We start from the raw sequence: 22,789 nt of genomic DNA on the forward strand, positions 1-22,789 counted from the left end.
GCGTCATCCTAAATGCGGACAGTCACTTGCGTCGCAGTTAGCGGCCGCCAAGCCGCCGCGCGCCTACTCCCCCAGGAGTCGTTGTCGCAGCGCCTCGTCTTTCTGCAACACCATCTGCTCGAGCGATGCCTGAAACGACACCATCCGGTCCCGCAGAGCTTTGTCCGACGCGCCCAGGATGCGGACAGCCAGCAGTCCTGCGTTGCGTGCGCCACCGATCGACACCGTCGCCACGGGCACGCCCGCGGGCATCTGGACGATCGAGAGCAGCGAATCCATCCCGTCCAGTCGTGCCAGCGGCACCGGCACGCCGATGACGGGCAGCGGTGTCGCCGAGGCGACCATGCCCGGCAGGTGGGCGGCGCCGCCGGCGCCGGCGATGATCACGTCGATGCCGCGTCCGGCAGCCTCCTGGGCGTAAGCGAGCATGCGGCCCGGGGTGCGGTGGGCCGACACCACGCCGACTTCGAATGGAACCTCGAACTCCGCCATCGCTTCGGCGGCCTCTGACATCACCGGCCAGTCGCTGTCGCTGCCCATGATCAAGCCCACCCGAGCGCTCATGCGTGAGGATCCCATCCGTCGGTCCACTGTGCGTGCGACAACCAGTGTGCCGCCCGCTCCGCCCGCTCACGCAGGGACTCCACCGACTCCGATGTGCCGCCGAGGATGTTGACGTGCCCGATCTTTCGGCCCGGCCGCTCCTCTTTGCCGTAGAGGTGCACCTTGGCGTCGGGCATGCGTGCGAAGAGGTGGTGCACCCGCTCGTCCATCGACATCGACGGCGTTTCGGGGGCGCCGAGCACGTTGCCCATCACAGTCGGCGCCAGCGCCGACGTGTCACCGAGCGGGTAGTCCAGCACCGCACGCAGGTGCTGCTCGAACTGACTCGTGCGCGCGCCGTCCATGGTCCAGTGCCCGGAGTTGTGTGGCCGCATTGCCAGTTCGTTGACGATGAGGCCGCCGTCGACCGTCTCGAACAGTTCGACGGCGAGGACGCCGACGACACCTAGCGCCGAGGCCACTCGAAGCGCCAACTCTGATGCCGCAGAACCGAGTTCTTCGGACAGATCCTGCGCGGGGGCGATCACGGTGACGCAGATGCCGTCGCGTTGCACCGTCTCGACCACGGGCCATGCCGCGCCTTGGCCGAACGGCGAGCGGGCGACCAGCGCGGCCAACTCGCGACGCATCGCGACCCGCTCCTCGATCATCACGGGCACGCCGTCGCCCAGGTATCGCTCGACGATTTCCCTCGTCTCATCGACGGTGTCGGCCATGATCACGCCGCGGCCGTCGTAGCCACCACGGACCGTCTTGATGACCACCGGTCCGCCAATGTCACGGGCGAACGCGACGGCGTCCCCGACTGACTTCACTTCCGCGAAGCGCGGCATGGGCGCGCCGAGCTCGGACAGGCGGCGGCGCATGACGAGCTTGTCCTGGGCGTGCACCAGCGCCTTGGGGGGCGGTGCAACGTTGACGCCGTCAGCGACCAGTTTCGCGAGCAGGTCGGTGGGGACGTGTTCGTGATCGAAGGTGAACGCGGTGGCACCGTCGGCGACGCGGCGCAGAGCGTCCAGGTCAGTGTGCGAGCCGAGGACGACGTCGGGGGTTACCTGGGCTGCCGATTCATCGCTACGGATGGCCAGGACACGCAGCGTCTGACCGAGGGCGATAGCGGCCTGGGCTGTCATGCGGGCGAGTTGACCGCCGCCGATCATGGCGACGACGGGTGGCGAGGCAGAGCGTCTTGACACGGCATACATCGTGTCATGACCTACACCACATCGTTGACCTGCGGTTACTGGCGGATGCGGCATCGAGGACAACCGTTACGTAGACTCGCTTCTTGTGTCCTTTGCCGATGCGACGATCCGCCGCCTGCCGGGCCCGGTCCGTCCGTATGCCGAGCGGCACCACGAGCTCATCAAGTTTGCGATCGTCGGTGCCACGACGTTCGTCATCGACTCGGCGATCTTTTTCACGCTCAAGCTGACAATTCTCGAACCCAAGCCGGTGACGGCCAAGATCATTGCCGGCATCGTCGCGGTGATCGCGTCGTACATCCTGAACCGGGAATGGAGCTTCCGCGACCGCGGCGGGCGCGAGCGCCATCACGAAGCGCTGTTGTTCTTCGGTGTCAGTGCGGTCGGCGTGCTGTTGAGCATGGCTCCGCTGTGGATCTCAAGCTACGTGCTCATGCTGCGCGTTCCGATGGTGTCGCTGACCACCGAGAACATCGCCGACTTCATCTCGGCCTACGTCATCGGCAACCTGCTGCAGATGGCGTTCCGCTTTTGGGCGTTCCGGCGGTTCGTGTTCCCTGACGAGTTCGCACGCAATCCCGAGAAGGCGCTGGAGTCCACGCTGACCGGCGGCGGCATCGCCGAAGCGCTGGAAGACGAATACGAACTCCGGCACCCGCACGGCCCGATCGAGGGCAAGCGAGGCGACAACGTCACTCCGATGCGGATGACGCGTCGCCGACGTACGCGGCGGCCGTTGCGCGACGCGGACGAGCCGAGAGTGTCGAAGACCTCGTAGTCCGGCGCTGCCGGCGTGATGGTCTTTGCATAGCCTGACTTGGTGCCGGGTCGACACCGCCGAAATCAAGCGCGGCCGTTGGCTCTCATCGTTGGGGGGACGGCCGGTGCGCTGCTGCGCTATGCGCTGGCCACGACGTGGCCGCATCCGCACCAGGTCTTTGTATCGACGGTCCTGACGGTGGGAGTTGCGTTTACGATCGCGGTGTATCTACTGGCGGCGAATTCGACGTCCCTTTTTGCAAGTTTGGTCCTCGGTGTTTGCGCGAGTGCGGCCAGCCTGAGTGCGTGGGCGGTTCTGACGATCAGCGCGCCAATGAAGCTGTCGCTGGCGTTTCTGATCCTGACGCCGACTGCCGCGGTCGGTGGGGTTCTGTGCGGGTTGGCGGTGGCGCGTGCAGTGGCTCGGTGAGCCTTGGGCGATATGGGTGCTGGTCGGCGCCGGGGGCGCAGCGGGAAGCGCACTCGGTGTGCTGTCGATGCGCAGGCCCTCGCCACGGCGTCTGCTGCTCGGGATTGGCGCGCTTTGCGGGCTCTGGGGAGTTTTCAGCGCCTATCCCTACTGGCCGGCAGTCACAGCGCCTTTGACCGTCGGGGTGCTTGGCTCTGCCGCAAGCATGGTCGCTGTCAGCACGGCTCCTCCCCTATGGCTCAACAGCCGCGCCATCCGAAGCACCATGCTGTCGGTAACCAAGCGGCTAGCGGTGTACTGCGCGGTAGGTATCGCGTGCGCGCTGTCCGGCTACCTCGCGGTGCGTGCCGGCACAACGCTCTATGTGAAACTTCGCTAGCTGCAGGGGCCTTGGATCTCCGCCTTCACCCAGCCGCCATATTGGTACAGGTAGGTGTACTGCCATTGCGCGACCGAGAACGGGTAGCGGCGCGGGACGTCTCGCATGATCACGCTGCGGCCGGGGGTCACGAAGCACTCATCAAAGATCCTGCGGGCGCGCGGCAGGTGGTAGCGCCAGCTCACGACAATCACGGATTGCCAGCCGCGCTCGTCAGCGAGCTTGCGTGTGAAGATCGCTTCTCCACGCGTGGTGCCTGGCACGGGTGGTACGCAGATCACTTCGATATCGGTCCGCGGGGCGCACGCCTTCTGCATCACCTTGTCTCTTGTGGAGTAGGGATTAGAGAGCAATACGGCTGGCGCATAGCCCCGCTCGGCGAGACTGAGGCCGTATGCCTCTCGGCCATCGTGTTCGCCGCCCAGCACCACGATGGCGTCTGCACTCTTCAGGGGATCCGCCTTTGCGCGTGCGAAGAGGACCGTCCCACTGGCACCGTTGAGGAAAAGCAGCATCACCAGGGCCGCCATCGAGGTGTAGACGAGGTGGCGTTGTCGGCGCCGCATCTACTGCACGCTAGGCCACCTGGCGCCGACTCGCAGAATCAACTGGGCGACTCCTCCGACCCGAGCGTGTCGAACACCTCGTGGTACAGCAGCGCGTGCACACGTTCGACGCGCGGAATGTCCTGGAACTCCAAAGGGTCCTGCGATGCCGACTCGATAATGAGCGTTCCGGTGCGGAAGATGCGGTCGATGAGGCCGTGCCGGAATTCCACGCTGTTGATACGCGCCAGCGGGATGTCGATGCCCGATCGGGCAATCAGACCGTGGCGGTACATCACGCGGCGGTCAGTGATGACGAAATGAGTGGTCCACCAATTCAGGAAAGGCCAGATTGCCAGCCAGCCGACGAGGACAAGCCAGATCGCTGCGATGACGCCAAAGACAATGTTCTTCGCATTCTGTTCCCAGGCGAGCCTGTTGACGTAGCCGGCAACGAAAGCGGCCGCAGCCGACGCAATGATCAGGATCAACGCCGGGAGAGCGAGTCGCCCCCAATGCGGGTGGCGATGCAAGACCACATGTTCGTCGCTGGCCAGCACGTTCTCGGGGTAGCCCACGGCAGCACTGTACTGAGGAATTGACGCGTCGGCGGCTTCTTCGCAAGCTGGCCGGGAGTCTTCGCATCCGACCTGTGAGCCAGCGCGCGATTTGCTGCGGCAATCGCACAGCCAGCGCGTAGATTCATAGCCGTGCAGACGGGGGCATGTAGGTGCGGCCATGACCGCTCAGCGCACGAGCACTATCGTGCCGGCACAGACTGTTCGACGTGCGAATGTCCGCGCTTTCATCCGGGCAATAGCAACTTTCGCTCCTGGCTGCTGCGGCTACTCGTTCGCTGACGGCAGGAGATCAGCTTCGCAGGATCCCGGATTCGTGATAGCCGAGGTCAGTGTTGACCTGCCACGGATCGGCGTTCTCACCGAAGTAGCGGGCCACGCTATGGAGGGCACTCAGCATCGCGTGGTCCTGGTTGTCGTATCGGTGCATGCCGTTCCGACCGATCGGGTGCAGGGTCGGGTGATTCAGACGCAGGAAGTCCCTGATGCGGACGACGTTACGTTCCCGGCCGGGGTCGTAGATCGGGTACGCATGCTGGGATCGGACGATCATGACGTGTTCGAGTTCCGAGTTGTCGAAACCGAGCGCCTGGAGATCGCTCTCGACGATGCTTCCCAGCCCCTCGTCCCCCGCCACCCACAGGTCATCGTGTGGCAACGTGAAGTACTCGAACCCCAAATGGGTTCCAGTAAAGCCCTCGGGTGCAAGAGCTTCCGACCAGTTGCCGTAATTCTGGATTCGCCCGACCCGAAATTCGGGGCCGGGCGTGTACACCCAGTTGAACGGAATGTCGTAGTGCTTCTTCAAAGCGACAGCAACGGTGATCACGGCGCGGTGCCGCAGCGTCGCCGCGATCGCCCGGATGTGTTTTGGCGGTGTGGGTTCCAGCATGTGCACCAGCAACTGCAACGGCATGCTGGAGAACAGGGCATCCCCGCTAGCGGTGTTTCCGTCCTGAAGCTGAATTGTCCAGTTTTGGCCGTCGTGTCGTATGGCTTCAATCCTCGAGTTCAACGAGAGCGGAACGCCGCTGTTCGTCAATGCCGCGGCAGCGGCATCCCACAACTGTCCCGGCCCACAGCGCGGGTATCGAAATACGTCTTGGTCCGCAGGATGGCCTCTCGACGGTCGGCGCCAATCGATCGGTTTGATCCGCTGGTTCGCCCAGTCGCTGGAGAGGTGGTCGGGGTCGGCCAGCCACGTCTTGCGGACGTATCCGTCGAAGAACATCTGATACCAATGCCGCCCGAATTCTTCGATTCCCCATTGGCGGAACGTCTGCGGCCGGTCGATGGCGCGTAGCCCCCGACGAAAGCGCGACCACATGAAGTTGCTCGCGCCGCGCAAGCCGGTACCAAAGCCTAACTGCATCAGCAGGTCTCGCCCCTTCAAGGGATAGGGTACGAAGTGCCTGTCGACCAGCATGGCCGAGCGTCGTGGCACGACGATCCACTCATCGTGAGGTAGCAACGACTTCCACAAGTCCATGATTTCTTCGTGGCGCGTGAAAAAGCGGTGTCCACCCGGGTCGACGCGCCAAGCACCGTCGCTCGGGGTGCGCGCGAGACCTCCGACGTGTGCTGACGCTTCGTAGATGCGGGGCATCACTCCCCTGCTGACCAATTCCAGCCCGGCCGTGAGCCCGGCGGGTCCGGCACCGATGATCAGCGGGTTCCTAGGCGTCATCGACGCGCTACCTCCCGCGTCTCTGCGGGAACTGGCGATGCTTGGCGATCAGTTCGTCGATGTAGTCGGCATGGAGGTCATTGAGCGGCGTCGTCAGGAACACGAGTTCGGCGTACTGGCTCTGCAGCGGCAGGAACCCACTGAGCAGGGGTTCCGGGGTGGTCCGGATGACGAGGTCGACGTCAGGGATATCGAACGCCGCGGCGATGTCGCACTCCTCCCGCTGCGCGCGGGCATGAGCTGCGCGCAGTTCGTCGACTGCGTCATATGCGGCGAGAATGTTGATGCGGAACGCACCATCGTTCGTGGCCGCCTCTAACGCCTCTGCGGCACTGACGTATTCGCGCGGGAGCAGGCTGCGGTCACCGTGGAGGCGCACGGTGCAGTCGTCCAGATCGAAGTGGTCCGGGATCAACTTGGTAAAGAACTCAATCGACGCTCCGTAGACGGCGTCGAGCTCTGCGTCTGGGCGCGCCAGATTGGCACGGCTCAGGTTGTAGACCGACACCGTCTGCACGTCGTTGCGCCGAAGCGCAAGAAGGAGCGCTACGACCTTCTGGGCACCTCGCAGGTAAGACTCCGCCAAAGTGGCGTTATGCGCGTCAGCCCAGCGGCGCATGCCATCGGGAATCAAGCCAACGTGAGTTGGTTTCATGACACCCCCAGCTTGTGACCGCCCATAGCAAATGTAACTCACTAGGTGGTTTCTCCGGCAAGCAACGTAGAAATGTACTGCGATCTATGCTTTTGGATAACAGTCTTGTGATTCGCGAGCGCCATCCGCTAATGGCGTTCTTGAATCCGCTTGTCCTGGGACAGGGAAAGGAGAATATCGCCAGCGGTTGCGAATCGAAGTTGCGACTCCCACGGGAACGGCCAAGATCAAAGGGAAATCAGAGTCACCACACGCTGTAAATGCCTACGGCCCCCACGAATTAGTGGCGCGAATGCCCTCGTAAGTACCGCTCGCGATTACCCTGCCACCAACGCCCCAGCCGGAAAGCCGAGTTCTGTTCTATCGGAGTGCGAAAGGCGTGGACCGCTCAGTAAGCGCCCGAATGCCCGAAGACCGCCTTGATCGTCTTCACCGAGATCAAGAGGTCCGCGATCATCGACCAGTTCTCGACATAGAAAAGATCGAGACGAACGGAATCTTCCCAGGACAAATCCGATCGTCCGCTGACCTGCCACAGGCCCGTGATACCGGGACGGACCAGCAGGCGGCGCTTGGCGTAGTCGTCGTACGACTTAACCTCGTTGGCCAGAGGAGGCCGCGGACCCACCACACTCATGTCCCGCTTCAGGACGTTAATGAACTGCGGCAACTCGTCGATGCTGTACTTACGCAACAACTTCCCAAGAGGTGTGACGCGCGGATCTTCACGGATCTTGAAGAGCACTCCCCCCTCGCTCTCGTTGTTCGCGGCGAGTTTCTCGACCATCTTGTCGGCGCCGTCGACCATCGTGCGGAACTTGATCATCTCGAACGGACTACCGTCCAGACCGATGCGCTCCGACCGGTAGAAGACGGGACCTCGACTGGTGAGCTTGATCGCGGTGGCCACGGGGATGAGAAGGGGAAGGCCGCAGAGCAGGACCGCACTCGAGAACGCGATGTCGAAAAATCGCTTCTGAAAACGCTTCGCACCGTGATATTGCGGCTTCTCCACATGGATCAGCGGCAGTCCAGCGACCGGACGCATCTGCAGGCGGGGTCCGGCGATGTCGACCACACCGGGTGCAACCAGCAGATCGATGTCGAGTTTCTCCAGCTCCCAGGACAGGTCGCGGATTCCTCGGCCGTCGAGTCGTTCGGTTGCGGTGACGGCGACGGCGTGGCTGTTGGTGGCCGTCACCGCTCCAACGACGTTCGACTCATCCCCGAAATTTGGAATGGTTCCGACGCCAGGAACGTCAACCTTCGTACGCGGATTCGGCCCCGGAATGCAGGCGCCGACGACCTCATACTCGGACCCCGACTCGCGGGCGAGTGACGTCGTGAGATCGCGCACAGCCGATGGGCTGCCGACCACCAACACGCGGGTGATGCACCGTCCATATTTCCGGCGAGCCCTGACAACCGCCTGTCGCGCAAACCACCGAAACAGACCGAGGAAGATGAGACCGGCCGGCAGCGCGATAACTAGATACCCACGGGCGACTTCCAGCTTGAACAGCATCGACACGATGGCCACACCGCCAAATACAGAGAGCGTGGCCAGCCAGACGCGTCGATACTCCTCCGCCCCGGAACCTATGATCCGCGTGGAACGAGAATGGTTGATCGACAGTGCGGCCAGCCAGATCGCGATCAGCGCAATAGAAACCAGGCCGTATTGTTTGTCGCGATTCACCTCGCCCGCGTTCGCGGTGACGTCCGCGAACCCACCAAAGCGGACCCACTGCGCGAGGCCGACAGCCAATACGACCCCGAGAACGTCGACAAGAACAAGCCTGCGTGAATACCCCCGCTGCCACGCCGGGATCTTGGTCGTAATCGGCACAATATTTGCTGCGACGTCTAGCCGGTCGTTGACGGCCGTCATTTGTCCCCCCACATTTCCGCCCCGTTGTGCTGCAACTTTACCCACAGCCCGCAGTCTTCTCAACACGAATGAAGCAGTTCGCTCGGCAACCTACGGTCACGCCCCGTTCCATTTGACGGATCGAAGGATCCCTTACCGCATCCTTGAGGACGACTTGGTCCGCTATTGCCGCTGCGGACGCCTAGGGCTGAGCGGAAGGGGGAGAACAATACGGCGAGCCCGCCCGCGAGGCCGGCGGCGTTTCTTTCGTCGGAACCCACATCACTGTCCTGCGCGACGCGTCTTCACATGAATTTCGACGACGTGCGCGACTCGCTAGCGTTAAGCATCCAGGCGCGATCCAGTTGCGGCGCGCGGAGGTGAGCGGTCAAGTCCGGAAGCTGTGCGGAACGCGCAGAGTACACTCTCCGCACTGCCGAATGTCTTGGATGTCTTGACGGGCGTGCGCCGACGCCGACTTGGGCAGACTGACGTAGCGGAGTAGTTTGCGACGCTGGAACCGCACGCACCCTCCATCGGTTCGACAGCGCACCCCCCGACGGCCGGAACTGTCTGAAATCCGCTGTTGTGGCGCGACGGCGCTTTCGAAGCAGTAGGGGCGTCGGGCGGTCCTGAATCGACGGCATACCGCGGCCGCTCCAGCGACGCCGCGGAAACTGACTGCTTACTCCGCCAGCACAGCTCGGGCTCGCGCCGACCACGAGTACTTCTCCATGAAGTCCCGCCGAGCATTGGCGCCGAGCGTAGCGCGCAACTCCGGCTCCGAGCTCAAACGGAGAATTGCCTGCTGCCACTGTTCGACCTGTCCCGGATCGCAGAGCAACGCGTTGACGCCGTCTGCGAACACCTCTCGCAATACCGGCAAATTTGAGCTAACAATCGCGCTACCTGCCGCCATGTATTCGAATGCCTTCAGCGGCGAAGTCCATTCGCTGATATTGAGCAGCGGATTTCCGGCCACGCCGACGACCCGTTGATTAGGCAATAACACAGCATCGAAGCCAATTATATGAATGTGCACCTCGCTATGTGGCACAAATCCGACGAAGTGAAGATTCACAATGTCTTTACATTGGAGTTTCCATTCGGCGATGATGTGTTCGTCACCGCCGACGACTGAGAAGTCCGCCCACGGGCAGAGTTCAGCCAAGCGCGCGATGATCTCCATTCCTTTGCCTTTGTGCAATTGTCCGACATAGCCCACCTTGAATCGGGCGTCCGCGCGTGGAGGGGGCACATACTCCTCAGCTATCGGGTCGGCACCGTCGGGCGCAACAAGGGTTGCGCAGGAGATCTCGGGATATGCGCTCGTAAAGTACTCTTCCAGCGCTTTGGTGATAAAGATCAGTTTTTTCAGGTACGGCGACGCGACCAGCTCACGAAACGCCGATTCCAGATTGTCAAAACCCTCCAACGGGTGGTGCGCCTCGAAATAAACCGGCAGTCTCAGCCGCGCAGCGAACCTCGCGCTCTGGATGCAACGGCAATAAACAATGTCCGGGTTCCAGACCCGCGCACCGATCACGGCACCCAGCACGTAAAACCGGTAGATACCGCGAAAATGAAGAAGCCGAAACAGGGAGAAATTGCGCCTCACGCCGTAGGAAAGGAAGATGGAAGACTTACGAGAAAATGCCTCCGCGACGGGGCGCAATCCCCAAAGCGCCACCGAGTGACCGTGCGAGGCGATGGCCTGGCACATCTTCATCACGTGGACGCTATTTGCCGCACGAGAAGGAAGCTTTGACTGCGAAATATAGGCGATTTTCACTCGGCTCTTTCCTCATTGGCTCATTGAGATTCGCTCGGTACTGCGCATCTGACAGTCGCGTATTGACTCGAACGACGGGTCCGCAGCGCGACGGAGAGCCGGTAGTAGCGCCCGTCGAGATTCACCACACCGCGCCTGACGAACGGGATCCGGCAACCCGGACACGACCTCAGGTGCGGGTTGTCCTCCATCCGGGTAACCGCTTTGAAATGCACAAGTGGTCCGCCAGGGACGCGCCACGGCACATCCGAGGGTACTCGATGGCGCCGAATCCGGTAGCCACAGCGCAGCTAGATTTCTCGTCGCCAAGCGGTAATTTCGCGTCATTCCGAGCTGTGGTCAACATCGACCAATGCTGGCATATGCGGGTGATGTAAAGAACAGCTACTCTCTTGTTCGTGGCCAAATTGACTAGCCGTTTCGCCGAGCCCACGAACCCGACATCCATTTCAGCCCGTGCGCGCCGGGGACGGTGGAATAAACTTCTCGAGACGTTCCCCTCAATCGGCGACATGCATGTGCTCGACTTGGGCGGTACTCCAGGTTTCTGGGAGTCCGTTCCGGTGAAGCCACAACACGTCACGCTGGTGAACTTGTCCTCTTTCCCGAATTCGGAATCCATAACCGCGATCCAAGGGGATGCATGCGCGCCGCCGCCCGGCGTTGCGGGCACCCAGTTCGATCTCGTCGTGTCAAATAGCTTAATCGAACACGTCGGCGGGCATGCGCAGCGTGCACGCCTGGCCCAGCTGATTCGCGGCAGCGCCCCCCGCCACTGGGTGCAGACGCCTTATCGCTACTTTCCCGTCGAACCACATTGGTTGTTCCCGGGAATGCAGTTTTTGCCCTTTGCCGCTCGTGTGGAGATCACGACACGGTGGAAACTCGGCCACCGGCACACGATCGATCGACAGAGGGCCGTCGATTCAGTTCACGAGGTGGACCTACTGGGTCTAACACAGATGGCCGATTACTTCCCCGACTCCGTCATCTGGCGCGAGAAGTTCGCGGGACTTATCAAGTCGATCGTGGCGATACGTCAACGAGACTAGAAGCGCCGCAGGTGCATTAAACTTGTTGCGGCGCAAAATAACTAATACCCAAGACGGTATCGGCGGCGGACGACAGACGCCGCCCGGAGGACAAGAGAGCGCCGCATCGCATGCGGTCAAAGAAACTTCTGATTCCTAAACAGGCAGACCAGCCGCCCCGAACGGACATCGACCACCTGGAAATTGCGCGATAGAAGCAAGTTGATCGCCGCTGCCGCCGTCGTGTCGTCGTTAATGCCGCGTTCGGGACCGAGATCCGCAGCGATGTACTCGATCCGGTCCAGGCAGTCCTCGGCCCCTGCCAAGATTTCGGGCTCGGCACCCTCGGCTTCCAGCTTCAACAGTTTCAGCGTCGAGACACTCCGCTCGTCGAGCAACGACGAAAGTGTCGTTGTCGGTACCGTGCGGGTGAAGTCGTAGTGGGTTGTCTCGAACACGGAACTGTCGCCGCTGTCGTTCTTCAGGTAGAAGGTCAGCTCGCCTTCCTCGTGCCAGAGCGCCTTCCGGATGGTTTTTTCCTCTCCACCGTAAACATTTAGATCGCAGCACTCGGCTTCTAATGCCTCGGGTTCGATGGAGATCACGTCAAGGCTAGCGTTTGCCCGCGTGAGCCACGTGCCTACTTCGCCGACGTTGGCTCCACAGTCGACGATAGTATCGCCGTCGCGGAAGTCGATGTGGCCAAGTAGGTACTCGTTCGCCAGGATGTCCAACTTCGCGCCGATGCCGTGCTTGTAACGGCGGACCCGCTTAGGCCGTGCGATAAAAATTCGGTCGCGACCATCGGTGACCACGATCTTCTCGCGCACAGAATCCCATTCGACCGCAATGGGGAGTTTCCAGTAGACCTTGTTGACCGCGTTAAAATAAGAACAAAACTGATCTCCGGTCCGCGAAAACAGCCATTCATTCAGCTGTCGTTTCAGTTTTGAGGCCATCATTGCCTGCCTATTCCGATCAATGCACAAACACCGCACGCCATAGTCACGTCCGACCCGGTGCAGACCTATGCGGCTGAAGTGATCCACGACCGACCGGCCTGCCGATCGCCAACTTAATAACGAGTCGAAAGTCGGGCTCACTCAGTCCGTTTTTGCGCTACGTACCAGATGAACTGATGCGAGGTGCCCTTGTCCTCGGTAGTCCGAACAACATCGGCGCCGGCATCTGCCAGTACGCCGGCAACCCATGCCCTCGGGATGAACAGTATGCGCATGCCCGTAAAACCCTTGGCGTATAGGAACTTTGCGGTGAAACCGACACGACGCAGGACGCGGTACGCCCAGTATCCAGGCTGCACCTTGGCCCGTGTGGAATGCGCGGACTCCGGGATCTCGACGATCATCCATCCGCCGGGCTTCAGGCCGGCCACCATTGCCTCGAGCGCCTCCTTGACTGCTTCGCGATTGGAGAAATGCATCATCGTGATCAGCGAAAGACCGAAGTCATGAGAAGCATCTGGATTAAAGTCCGGAACGTGCACGATGTCGAGGTTCGAGATTCCGCGCTCGGCGGCCCGACTACGTAAAGTCGCCTGCATGGATTTGGATATGTCCACGCACGTCACTCGCTCGAACTTCTCCGCGAGCGTGAATGCGAGCCGCCCGGTACCCGAACCCCAGTCGATGGCTTTGCCGTATTCGACGTCGGGGACTAGCGCAAGCGCCTGCTCGACCCTGTGCCTGCCCGTCGCGTAGAAGGCCTCTAGGTCGTTAGCCCAGCCTCCGTACCGTCGACCGGGCTTCGACTCGACGGCCCAGTCCGCATCTTGCTCCCCTAGCGACTGCCAAACTTCACTGTCGACGTTTTTCCCCACCGGCCGAACAATATAGGGATCGCTGCGTGGCGACAACTCCAAATAACTGTCGGTCAAAGCTGCAAGGGGCTTCCCTCGAGCCATCCGCCGTCGGACCGTATGGTTTCTTGCGAGCACACGCACCAGTCGAGTATCGATACCGTATCGCAAGAGTGAGGAAAACTTCTGCACCTTCTATTCGTCTGTACCGGCAATATTTGCCGGTCACCCACGGCAGAGCGGCTGGCGAGAGCTTACGGCGAGCAGCTGCAACTGCAGGGGTGGGAAGCATCGAGTGCAGGGACTCGCGCCGTCGTCTCCCACCCGGTCCACGCAGATGCGGCGCGCGTGCTTGAGCAGTTGGGCGGCAGCGCGGACGGCTTCGCAGCACGCCAACTGACCGGGAGGGTCGCCGCCAGCGCAGATCTCATCTTGACAATGACGCGCGCCCACCGCGACGCCGTGCTGGAACTGGCGCCGAGCAAGCTGAACCGCACTTTCACGTTGGTGGAGGCCGCGTATATCGCTTCGAATGCCGATCTTGAAACGATTGCGGACTTCGCCCCGCTGCGCGCCGGCGCGGCGGCACTCGGCGCCGACTTGGACGTTCCCGACCCCATCGGGGGAAGCCCGGACCTCTTCGAATCCATCGGCGAACAGATTGCTGCTTTACTGCCCGACGTGCTCGACGTCTGCGTCCGGACCCGGAGACAACGGTACGCGACGTAGTTCCAAACTCTTTTAGACCCTGCCTAGTTCATTGGGTTGCCGACACATTTCGGTGGGACAGCTGGGCACGTGGTTCTCTTTCCACTTCCCCGTCGATGGTCCAAGGTGCGGGCCCACCCAACTGCTATAGCATTGCTTCGTGGCATCACTTCCACCCTCGGCCGCGCCATTCGCGCTCTACTTCGACCGCGATCTCAGCCGCCCGACTCCTTACGACGGCAGTGGCAACTACCTGCGCATGGCAAAGCCGCGACTGGACCACACATACCGCCTGATCGCGCCGTACGTGGCGAACGCACACATCGTAGATATCGGTGCCTCGCCCTTTTATCTGCTCGACCGCGCGCTCGAAGGAGGGGCGAGCCGCGCCTCAGCAGTCTATTTCGCCTACGACCAGCATCCTTTGAAGGATTCGGAGCGCATCTACTCCTGCCACGGCGAAATTGAGTTGTCACACTTCAACATAGAGGACCAAGACTGGCCTTTCGGCAACGACAGCGTCGATGTCATCACCGCCTGCGAAATATTGGAGCACTGCGAGTACTTTCCGCTGCGATTCGCCAACGAAGTACGGCGCGTGCTGCGACCCGGCGGCGTGCTGCTCATCACGGTTCCTAACGTCGCGTCTGTCGCGAACATCGCTAAGCTGGTGCTCGGCAAGAACATCTTCATGAAGTACCGCGCGGACGCGACGGGCCGGCACAAGCACGAGTACACGATGTCGCAATTGTGTGCGCTCGTGAACTTCATGGGGTTGGAGACCGTCGGGACCGGATACATGCCGTTCGTGACCTCTCACAAGACATGGCCACGCGCCGCTTACCGCACCGTGGCCAGAACGCCCGGGCTGCGCCGTTACTCCCCCAAGCTTTACATCTTGGCGCGGCAGCGCCAGCAGAAGCTCCGCGAACCTCTGACCGTGCCGCCAGCGGCGCTCTACGACAGCGATATGTCTATCGAGGATTGACCTTCAGCCTGACGGTTGTTGTGGATCCGCTATCGGGCGGAACGGGTGTCAAGACTTGGTGATAGCCGAAGCGCAAGCACGCAGGATGGCTTCCCGGTCGAGGTCCTCGACTTCGCTCACCAGCGATATCCCCCGGGCTTTGAGGACGCCGGCAACCTGAAGCTGGTGATCGTCCACATGTTCGGCACGCTTCGCACGTCGTGGGACGACGATCGGGTAAATACCCATGTCGAGAAGCTCCATCAGAGTGCCAACCCCCGAATGCGTGATGACGACATCGGCCTCGCGCGCGCAATGCTCGAACTCGTCGCGGCTCAATTGGGTAACCGCTTTTCCCGGAAGATCGGCTCGATCTGTTACGCCCAGTTGCCACACGGTTCGGTCGTCGGCCAGCCCGGTGCGAACGATCGCGTTGACGAGCGCATCGAAACGGTACGGTCGGATCGTTCCTAGGGTGACGAAGAGTCGAGGGCGGGACACAGGTTGCTTCGGTATCGCCGCATAGTTGTCGAAAAGCGATCCTCGATACGACCAGCGTCCACTGGCCCAGTGCTCGTACTGGCAGGACGTGGCGATCCACGGGTCTAGGGTCACCAGTCGGCCGGTAAGCGACGGTCCGCTGACCCTGGAGACACTCTCGAAGTAGAAGGACGGGATGCGGTGCAGACGCGCCGCTCCCAGACCGGCCAGCCCGACGGCAGCGCCGGTAGTGATCGCTGACGTGAAGCGTTCGGTACGCCAATCGATTTCGCGCATCAATGTCGCGAAGGCCTTTGCGGTCCGCAGGAAATCGCGGGGGGCGACGTAGGGCACATAAAGGACGCGCCGCCCACGGAGCAGCGACTCACTCTGGGGCGATTCGAACGTCACGAACAGCGAGTCCGAGGCGGCACCGACCTTAGGCGCCCACTTAACGAGCTGCGCTAAGTGTCCGCCCGTCGATGCCACCAACAGCTGACGTCCCGGTAGTGGTTCGTTCACCAGCGAGCACTCCCCCCCTGAATTCGTTGCATCACGTCTACGTTGCCGGTGGGCGCACGAGTTGTCGCGACGCCGTCGGCGCGTAACCCGGTCAACAGCGGTGCATCAGTGTCGCCAGACGGTCGGCGTCGATATCATCACCACAGTCTTGACAGCGGCGGTGTTGGGACGCGGCGAAGCTACTGTCCGACGTCGCGCCATTGGCGGTACCAGTCAACAAAGGCTTTCACGCCGTCGTCGATCGAGCCCGCCGGCGCGGCCCCGGTGAGCGCCGTGAGCAGGCTCGCGTCGGCGAATGTCGCACGTACGTCCCCCTTCTGCATTGGCATCAAAACCTTCTCCGCGTCCCGTCCCAGTTCCTTCTCGATGGTCTCGATGAACTCCAGGAGACCCACAGGCTGTCCGCCGGCGATGTTCACCGCTCGCCACGGAGCCACTGGGGATACCGAGTCGATCACCCCGCCATCGATCCCAATTGACTTCCCCTCCTCGGGCGGGCAGTCGATGAGGCGAACAATGCCGTCCACGAGATCGTCAATATAGGTGAAGTCGCGTCGCATCTTGCCTTCCCCGTACACCTCGATCGGCGTGTCCGTGAGAATTCGCTCGACGAACTTAAACAGCGCCATGTCCGGCCTGCCCCACGGCCCGTACACCGTGAAGAAACGGAAGCATGTGGTCGGAATCTTGAAAAGGTGCGAATATGAGTGACACATGGCCTCGCCCGACTTTTTCGTTGCCGCATAAAGCGACACCGGAAAGTCCGTGCGGTCCGACTCGGAAAAGGGCATCCGCTGGTTACCGCCGTAGACCGACGAGGTCGAGGCAAAAAGGAAATGGCGCGGAGCCAAGGCTCGCGCGACCTCGAGCAGATTATAGGTCCCTACCACGTTCGCACTAATATAAGCGCCTGGATTCTCCAGGCTGTACCGCACTCCTGCCTGCGCCGCTAGATGGACGATCACGCTCGGCGTGAAGTCACCAACAGCGCTCTCCAGCGCCTCTTGGTCCTCGAGCATTGCCTCCACGGCAGTGAAGTTGTAGTTGTGGAGAATCTTCAGTCGCGCCCGCTTCAGGTTGATGTCGTAGTACGGCGTCATCCCGTCATAACCCATGACCTCGTGGCCGTCGCGCAGGAGTCGCTGCGCCAGGTGGAAACCGATGAATCCGGCCGTTCCGGTCACGAAGATACGCATTTCACATCATCCGTCGATCGCCATGAGCTACTAGAAGTTTTCTTTCCATGTGACATCGTTGACTGGCGGTCGGTGGAGCAGCCACAGGCCGCTGCGCTCAGTGCGCGCAACCAGCTGCGCGACGTACATCGGCTCCAATAGTAGCGCCAGCTCGCCGCTTCGGCGCAGCCGACGCACGCGTCGTTTACTTCGTCACCGCAGGCGCGTCGACCCCGGCAGCGCGCCGACCACCCCGGCTTTGGCCCCGCTCCTCGTCACCCGCCCGGCGGGGCGGATAAACTGAGCAGGCACGTCCGAGTTCACTGTCGTCAATGGCTCGGTTCTTGGTCGTCGTGTGGGGAGCGAAGCCGCAGAATGGATTCAGATCAACCGAGGTCCGGTGCGCGGTTACCGGCCACGGCCTCTCCTCAAGGAATGGCTCTGCATGACTGACCGCGATCGCGTCGACGTGATTTGCCTGTGCAATTGGCATGGCGTAGGAGGGGCCCAGCTCAACGCTGGGTTGCTCGCGGAGGAATTCCAGTGCCGCGGTTACACCGCGGAAGTGGGCTTCCTGTTCGAGCGCGAGCCTGAGGGGCGGCACGGTACGGCCCCATTCTTCGTCGTCGCCCCGCGCAGGCCGAAGTCACCGGCCGAATGGCGGCGCTTTCTCACCGGTTGCGCCCGGGAAATCGGGGATCGCCGGCCCCGCGTCATCATTGGATTCCAGCCCGGGGCCAACATCGTGGGCGCCCTCGCCGGCCGTGGCATCAAAGACTGTCGGATGATCGGGAGCCAACAGAATCCCTCGGACCGGCAATCCATCGCGACGCGTCGACTTGAGGCACTCTTCGGAACAACAAGTCTTTACACCGCCAATGTCGCCGTGAGCGAGACAGTACGGGCCTCGTTCGACCGCTATCCGGCCGCGTACCGCAAGAGGCTACGAACCGTTTACAACGCCACCCCGAGTCTGCCCGCCGCCGAAGAGGACCGCGCCGAGTGCCGCAAACTGTTCAGCATGCCTGAGGACCGGCTGATACTGGGGTGCCTCGGGCGCCTTCATCCGCAGAAGAACGTGCCCTTCGCGATCGACGTCCTCGCCGACCTTCCCGATGCAACCCTTTTTTTGGCCGGAGAGGGGCCGCTGGAAGACGAGCTGCGTGCAAAGGCCGACGCGCTAGGCGTCACCGAGAGGTTGAAGTTCCTCGGTTCCCTGCAGGGCGCCGACGTCACGCGTTTTTACCGCGCCCTCGACGTCCTGCTGTTCCCGTCGATCTACGAGGGCTTCGGCCGGGTGCTAGTGGAAGCCATGTCGCAGGGCGTGCCGGTGGTGGCAAACGATATCCCGATCGTCCAGGAGGTCGGGGGTGACGCGGTGCTGTCTCGACCCCTCCAGATACCGGCGTGGGTCGAGGCGATCGCACTGATTGAGAAGGATCCAGGCCTGGTCGCGACGCTCGGAACTCTCGGCCGAGACCGATCGTCGCAGTTCGGCCTCACATCGATGGTCGATGGCTATCTTTCGGCGGCCGGGCTTCCCTTGCGTCGACGAGCAGACGCAACGGACTGCTGATCGCCCAAGCGAGCCGGCCCGTTCAGCGACGCAGGATCGGAAAGGCGCTCAATCTTTGCGGCAGTTTCGACAGGAGCAGAGAGAATAGCCACTGTCCGTCCTCCTGAAGGAACAATCGCGGCGCGAACCTTATCGCGACTAGCGCCAGCACCACCGCCAACAGCACGGAGATGGCGAGCCCGACGAGCGAAGGAACGAACTCCGCAACGACCAGCGAGTTACCCGCCGCCACACCGATCGCGGCGAGGACGGAGAGCGGCAGCCCTGTCAAATAGCGGACCATCAGCCTGCTGACACTGAGGGATAGCAGTAGTGCGCTGACCACCGTGCCCGCGATGTAACAAACGGTGTAGGCGATCGTGACGCCGATCACCGCGCCCACCAGACCGAATCGGATCCCGACAAGAGCTCCGCCAGTTGTTGTGACGAATAGGACGACTTGCCAGGTCGCGATCAACCAGGAACGCCCGATTGCGAACATCAACGCGTTGCTGATTCGCTGAACCAAGCGGAAAGTGAGCGAAACGCTGAGAACCATCATCAGCGGAACGACCCCGTCCCACTGCGGACCCAGAAGTAAATCGGCGATCGGGCCGGCGGATAAACAGAAGAACACCGACACCGGCATCATGACCACGCATATCGCGCCAACAGACCTGCAGTAGGCGTTCTTGAGACGTTCTCGATCAGCCTGCACATTGGCGAACGAAGGAAAGAGGACGTCCTCAATGACCTTGCCGACGAGCATGTTGGGATATCGCGTGACCTGCACAGCTTTTGTGTAGAGGCCGACGGACGCGGGACTGGTATTGATCGACACGATTACCCGGTCCATCTGGTTCGCGAACGAGGTGGCGATGCGAGCCACGGAGACACCGGAGCCGTAGGTGAAGATCTCGCGATAAGCCGACCACGTTGCCGTTGGTCGCCAGTCGAACCGCACGGCCATAATCAACAGAAGCGTGGCGAGGACGGTCTGCGTAATCTGCGCGTAGATCAGTGCCCACGCACCTGCCCCCAGCACCGCGCTCCCGATACCAACGACACCGTAGCCGAGCACATACGCGACGAACTGCCGCACGGCGAGGAGGCGGAAGTCCCGGTTCCGAGTCGCCAATCCCTCGGGGACAACGCCTAAGGCCTGGATGACAAACACTCCCGAGAGAGCCGCGATCAGCGGCGCTGCCTCGGGGCCACGAAGCAGTTGGGCCAGCCAGCCTGACGTAAAATAGAGCAAAGCCGTCATCGCAACGCCCGTGACCAGGGCGATCCAGAATGCCGCGCGAATATGATGGCCCATCAGGTCACGCTGCTGCACGAGAGCCTGACTAACCCCCATCGCGGCGATTCCCGCGGCCACATCGATGAAGATGCCGGCAATTGCGACGAGTCCAAACTCCGTCGGGGTAAGCAAGCGCGCCAATACGGCCACGACGACGATCTTGAGCAGCGCTTGCGCCAGCGCCGAAATCCCCAGCCACTTGCCGCCGTGCAATGCCGTTGCCGAGAGTGATTTCTCCACAGATTCGGACCCGGCAGCCCTGTACTCGGGCGGGTTCACAGTACCGCGACGTCAGGGCTCAACGCCTCAAGGTAGAGCGCGACGCTCTTTTCCAACGTGTAGTCGCTGCCTCGCGCCTTTGAAAGGCTGCGGTCCACCGGCGCATCGAGAGTCGCGGAGATCGCCTCCGCCATAGCAATGACGTCGCCCACCGGACACAGACGACCGTAGCGGCCGCCGTCGAGGATGTCCCGAGGTCCGCTGGGGCAGTCGGTTGCGACGACCGGCGCACCGCTGGCCAACGCCTCGATCAGTACGTTGGGCTGCCCTTCGTAGCGGGACGACAGCACGAAAACGTCACAGTTGGCCATGTACGGGAACGGGCGCGGACTAAAACCGGCCAGATCGATGTCGTCCGCGTAAGGGGAAGCGGCGCGCGCGTCGTCGAGTTCCCCACGCATCGGACCATCCCCGATTATCAGTAGTCGGCAGGGCCTAGTTGCCCGAACGCGCTCGAACGCCCGCAGCAACGTCGGGAAGTCCTTCTGACGGTGCAGCCGGCCTACACCCAGCACCACGGGGATGTCGGTGTCCTCGAACCAATGGTGATCTGGGGCCTCCTTCGCCGCCGCCTGCAGTGTCGGGGTGACTACGGGGTTGACCGGAATGGTCGTGATCCGCGAAGGGTTGATTCGTGCCCAACGCGCGAGATCCGACGTCATGTCGCTGGCGATGGAGACAATGACATCGGCATATCTGTATAAGATGGGCGCGAGGCGATACGCGATTCGCGTCGACCTATGCGGGTCTTCCTTGACCGCTGTGGACGGGAACATGCTCTCCCGAATCAATACCCGCGCGGACGTGCCCGAAAGAATCTTCGCCAGAATGACCGAAATGTTGCAAGCAGGCTCGGTGACCAACAGTGCATCGGGACGCCGCCGACGTAGATAACGAACCAGCGCCGGGACGGCAGCGATGATGCGCTTGGGCCGAAGAGCGATAACGGTGCAATCAGGCGAAAGTTCAGTATGGAAACTGCCTCCGGTATGCAAGGTCACCACTTCGACGTTGTGACCGGCTTGGACGAACCCGGTGGCTAATCGCAGCATCGCCCGTTGTGCGCCACCCGCATTCATGGAACGGACGAAGACAGCGACGTCCATCATCGACTCTCTTCCAGGGGCCCGCGGCCTTCGGGTGATCTGGCTCGACAATGCGACGCGTAGCACGCGAAAGCTACGACCATCACCCAAAGACCGGCGTTGGCGCGGAACAATGCACCGGTATCCACGATACCGACAAACAGCAGCGTCAGCAGGACGACCAACATGGTCATCGCGACGTTGTCGTTCCGCGCCGCACCCGCGAAAAGCCTGCCGCATACGATGAACAAGAATATGAGCTGAATGATTAGGCCGATAATGCCCACGTTGAGCAACATGTCGATATACGCATTGTGCGCGTAGTTCATATCGGCCATCCAGCGGGTGCTACCGATGAAGCCGGTATAGCTTGAGGGGTCGTACCAGAAGGCCCCATAGCCCGACCCCAACCAGAAGCGATCGTTGATCATCGGCGCGAGAGCCTGCCACATTGCGGTGCGGCCCGTCAGCGTTGCGTCCCGGTCCAGCATTTGGAGGGATTGTTGAAAGATCGCCGAATAGTTCAACGCGGCAAAGAGACAAACGGTGGCCGCGGCGACGACGACGAGCGGTCGGAGCAGCCGCCGTCTCCGATACACGGCCAGCATTCCGAAGACACCAACACCGAATACGAAACTCGCGAAGCCCGTTGCGGATCCGGCGCGGAAGAGCAGCAGTATCCCAAAGGCCAGCCAAAGAATGTTCCACGTGGCCATCCAGCCGCGTTTACGGAGGCCTAACCAGACGAGCAGGAAAACGACGGCGATAGGCGCGACACCATTCTTGTCGTCGACCAGCCCTCGCCAATTACCAGCAAAGACGCCGCTGGGATGGGTTCCAAGCTCCGGAATGGCCAACGCGACGATGACCGAACCGGCCACGAACAACGCCAGATTAACGGCAAAGAACCGCAGGAGGTTGGCGCGGCCCACTTCGATATAAATCAGAAGCCCCAGCGCGGTCGTCCCTAGGAGCGCGAACGCGCGCCGCAACGTGATGGCCGGATCGAGAGACCAAATAGTGCTCATCATGATCAAGGCCAATGCCACGGTCAGGATCCCGTTGCGGCGAAGAAGGTCGAGCGTACCGCCGACGCGTTTGGGCCGAAAGAGCAGGACGAGAGTCGTCAGCTGAATGGCCGAGGCCACCGGGACGAACAGGCCCCTCAGCACTCCGACGCGACCGCCACCCTCACCAAAGACATGGGCTAGCAGGCCGAGGAAGAACAAGAAGGCGCCTGCGCAAAAGGCCATCATCCATCTCGACGAGACGCCACTATCGCGCGTCCCGGCCCCTACGTCCGCATCCTTATTGAAGCCGATATCGCTGCTCATCCGAGACCTGTTGTGCACTTAGCTACGCGTGGCCGCGGGGCCGCAAACAGACCCAACGCGCGGAAGCGTG

21 protein-coding genes are annotated in these 22,789 nt (G+C 61.8%); 6 read left to right on the forward strand and 15 right to left on the reverse strand.

From position 1 onward, the window contains the following. Positions 1-63: 63 nt before the first annotated feature. Positions 64-564 carry a 5-(carboxyamino)imidazole ribonucleotide mutase gene (purE, locus tag ACAG24_RS07015; protein ID WP_370472516.1) on the reverse strand — a complete coding sequence of 167 codons (501 nt, stop codon included), beginning with the start codon at positions 562-564 and terminating at the stop codon, positions 64-66. Then, positions 561-1,769 (reverse strand): 5-(carboxyamino)imidazole ribonucleotide synthase, encoded by a 1,209-nt coding sequence (locus ACAG24_RS07020; RefSeq protein WP_370472515.1) that lies wholly within the window; start codon positions 1,767-1,769, stop codon positions 561-563. Before ACAG24_RS07020 ends, purE begins: the two co-directional genes overlap by 4 nt. 85 nt (positions 1,770-1,854) lie before the next feature. Between ACAG24_RS07020 and ACAG24_RS07025 the strand changes: the two genes are divergently transcribed. Both ACAG24_RS07025 and ACAG24_RS07030 read left to right on the forward strand, forming a co-directional pair. After that, positions 1,855-2,547 (forward strand): GtrA family protein, encoded by a 693-nt coding sequence (locus tag ACAG24_RS07025; protein ID WP_370472514.1) that lies wholly within the window; start codon positions 1,855-1,857, stop codon positions 2,545-2,547. A 78-nt stretch (positions 2,548-2,625) separates the two neighbouring features. Then, entirely contained in the window at positions 2,626-2,958 is a 333-nt protein-coding gene (locus ACAG24_RS07030; protein ID WP_370472513.1) for a chromosome condensation protein CrcB, read from the forward strand. A 375-nt stretch (positions 2,959-3,333) separates the two neighbouring features. On the opposite strand, the gene ACAG24_RS07035 is transcribed toward ACAG24_RS07030, so the two are convergent. The 6 genes from ACAG24_RS07035 to ACAG24_RS07060 form a co-directional block, all read right to left on the reverse strand. Then, complete coding sequence (locus ACAG24_RS07035) at positions 3,334-3,903, reverse strand: YdcF family protein (protein WP_370472512.1); 570 nt, start codon at positions 3,901-3,903, stop codon at positions 3,334-3,336. 38 nt (positions 3,904-3,941) lie between these two features. Beyond that, positions 3,942-4,460 carry a PH domain-containing protein gene (locus ACAG24_RS07040; protein ID WP_370472511.1) on the reverse strand — a complete coding sequence of 173 codons (519 nt, stop codon included), beginning with the start codon at positions 4,458-4,460 and terminating at the stop codon, positions 3,942-3,944. A gap of 292 nt (positions 4,461-4,752) precedes the next feature. Further along, positions 4,753-6,147, reverse strand: a complete 1,395-nt coding sequence (locus ACAG24_RS07045) for an NAD(P)/FAD-dependent oxidoreductase (protein ID WP_370472510.1) — start codon at positions 6,145-6,147, stop codon at positions 4,753-4,755. Positions 6,148-6,154: 7 nt separating this feature from the next. After that, the gene (locus ACAG24_RS07050; protein ID WP_370472509.1) at positions 6,155-6,802 is read right to left on the reverse strand and encodes an undecaprenyl diphosphate synthase family protein; all 648 of its coding nucleotides are present in this window, start codon (positions 6,800-6,802) and stop codon (positions 6,155-6,157) included. Positions 6,803-7,190: 388 nt separating this feature from the next. Next, the gene (locus ACAG24_RS07055; protein WP_370472508.1) at positions 7,191-8,693 is read right to left on the reverse strand and encodes a sugar transferase; all 1,503 of its coding nucleotides are present in this window, start codon (positions 8,691-8,693) and stop codon (positions 7,191-7,193) included. Between the two features lie 664 nt (positions 8,694-9,357). Next, positions 9,358-10,464, reverse strand: a complete 1,107-nt coding sequence (locus tag ACAG24_RS07060) for a glycosyltransferase family 4 protein (RefSeq protein WP_370472507.1) — start codon at positions 10,462-10,464, stop codon at positions 9,358-9,360. Between the two features lie 398 nt (positions 10,465-10,862). Between ACAG24_RS07060 and ACAG24_RS07065 the strand changes: the two genes are divergently transcribed. Further along, positions 10,863-11,516, forward strand: a complete 654-nt coding sequence (locus ACAG24_RS07065; protein ID WP_370472506.1) for a class I SAM-dependent methyltransferase — start codon at positions 10,863-10,865, stop codon at positions 11,514-11,516. A gap of 116 nt (positions 11,517-11,632) precedes the next feature. Here the strand turns inward: ACAG24_RS07065 and ACAG24_RS07070 are convergent, their stop codons facing one another. Both ACAG24_RS07070 and ACAG24_RS07075 read right to left on the reverse strand, forming a co-directional pair. Then, the gene (locus ACAG24_RS07070) at positions 11,633-12,454 is read right to left on the reverse strand and encodes an FkbM family methyltransferase (RefSeq protein ID WP_370472505.1); all 822 of its coding nucleotides are present in this window, start codon (positions 12,452-12,454) and stop codon (positions 11,633-11,635) included. A 140-nt stretch (positions 12,455-12,594) separates the two neighbouring features. Beyond that, positions 12,595-13,332, reverse strand: coding sequence for a class I SAM-dependent methyltransferase (locus ACAG24_RS07075; protein WP_370472504.1), 738 nt, complete (start codon positions 13,330-13,332; stop codon positions 12,595-12,597). A 165-nt stretch (positions 13,333-13,497) separates the two neighbouring features. Here ACAG24_RS07075 and ACAG24_RS07080 point away from each other — a divergent pair, with 165 nt between their 5' ends. Both ACAG24_RS07080 and ACAG24_RS07085 read left to right on the forward strand, forming a co-directional pair. After that, complete coding sequence (locus ACAG24_RS07080) at positions 13,498-14,040, forward strand: arsenate reductase/protein-tyrosine-phosphatase family protein (RefSeq protein WP_370472658.1); 543 nt, start codon at positions 13,498-13,500, stop codon at positions 14,038-14,040. A 139-nt stretch (positions 14,041-14,179) separates the two neighbouring features. After that, the gene (locus ACAG24_RS07085) at positions 14,180-15,007 is read left to right on the forward strand and encodes a class I SAM-dependent methyltransferase (RefSeq protein ID WP_370472503.1); all 828 of its coding nucleotides are present in this window, start codon (positions 14,180-14,182) and stop codon (positions 15,005-15,007) included. Positions 15,008-15,055: 48 nt separating this feature from the next. Here the strand turns inward: ACAG24_RS07085 and ACAG24_RS07090 are convergent, their stop codons facing one another. Together ACAG24_RS07090 and ACAG24_RS07095 are read right to left on the reverse strand one after the other, a co-directional pair. Continuing rightward, a complete protein-coding gene (locus ACAG24_RS07090; RefSeq protein WP_370472502.1) occupies positions 15,056-15,877 on the reverse strand; it encodes a glycosyltransferase in 822 nt (273 codons plus the stop codon). 290 nt (positions 15,878-16,167) lie between these two features. Then, positions 16,168-17,184 carry an NAD-dependent epimerase/dehydratase family protein gene (locus ACAG24_RS07095; RefSeq protein ID WP_370472501.1) on the reverse strand — a complete coding sequence of 339 codons (1,017 nt, stop codon included), beginning with the start codon at positions 17,182-17,184 and terminating at the stop codon, positions 16,168-16,170. 424 nt (positions 17,185-17,608) lie between these two features. Between ACAG24_RS07095 and ACAG24_RS07100 the strand changes: the two genes are divergently transcribed. Continuing rightward, a complete protein-coding gene (locus ACAG24_RS07100; protein WP_370472500.1) occupies positions 17,609-18,739 on the forward strand; it encodes a glycosyltransferase family 4 protein in 1,131 nt (376 codons plus the stop codon). Positions 18,740-18,761: 22 nt separating this feature from the next. Here ACAG24_RS07100 and ACAG24_RS07105 read toward each other — a convergent pair whose 3' ends face one another. From ACAG24_RS07105 to ACAG24_RS07115, 3 genes are read right to left on the reverse strand one after another with little or no spacing between them, the layout of a single operon-like run. Next, complete coding sequence (locus ACAG24_RS07105; RefSeq protein WP_370472499.1) at positions 18,762-20,261, reverse strand: lipopolysaccharide biosynthesis protein; 1,500 nt, start codon at positions 20,259-20,261, stop codon at positions 18,762-18,764. A gap of 35 nt (positions 20,262-20,296) precedes the next feature. Then, positions 20,297-21,406: a glycosyltransferase gene (locus ACAG24_RS07110; protein ID WP_370472498.1), complete on the reverse strand. Its 1,110-nt coding sequence runs from the start codon at positions 21,404-21,406 to the stop codon at positions 20,297-20,299. Further along, positions 21,406-22,719, reverse strand: a complete 1,314-nt coding sequence (locus ACAG24_RS07115; RefSeq protein ID WP_370472497.1) for an O-antigen ligase family protein — start codon at positions 22,717-22,719, stop codon at positions 21,406-21,408. The genes ACAG24_RS07110 and ACAG24_RS07115 overlap by 1 nt, the downstream gene beginning before the upstream one ends. Positions 22,720-22,789 lie beyond the last annotated feature (70 nt).

Origin of the sequence: Mycobacterium bulgaricum (assembly GCF_041287165.2) — a bacterium.
GTDB classification, from domain to species: domain Bacteria; phylum Actinomycetota; class Actinomycetes; order Mycobacteriales; family Mycobacteriaceae; genus Mycobacterium; species Mycobacterium bulgaricum.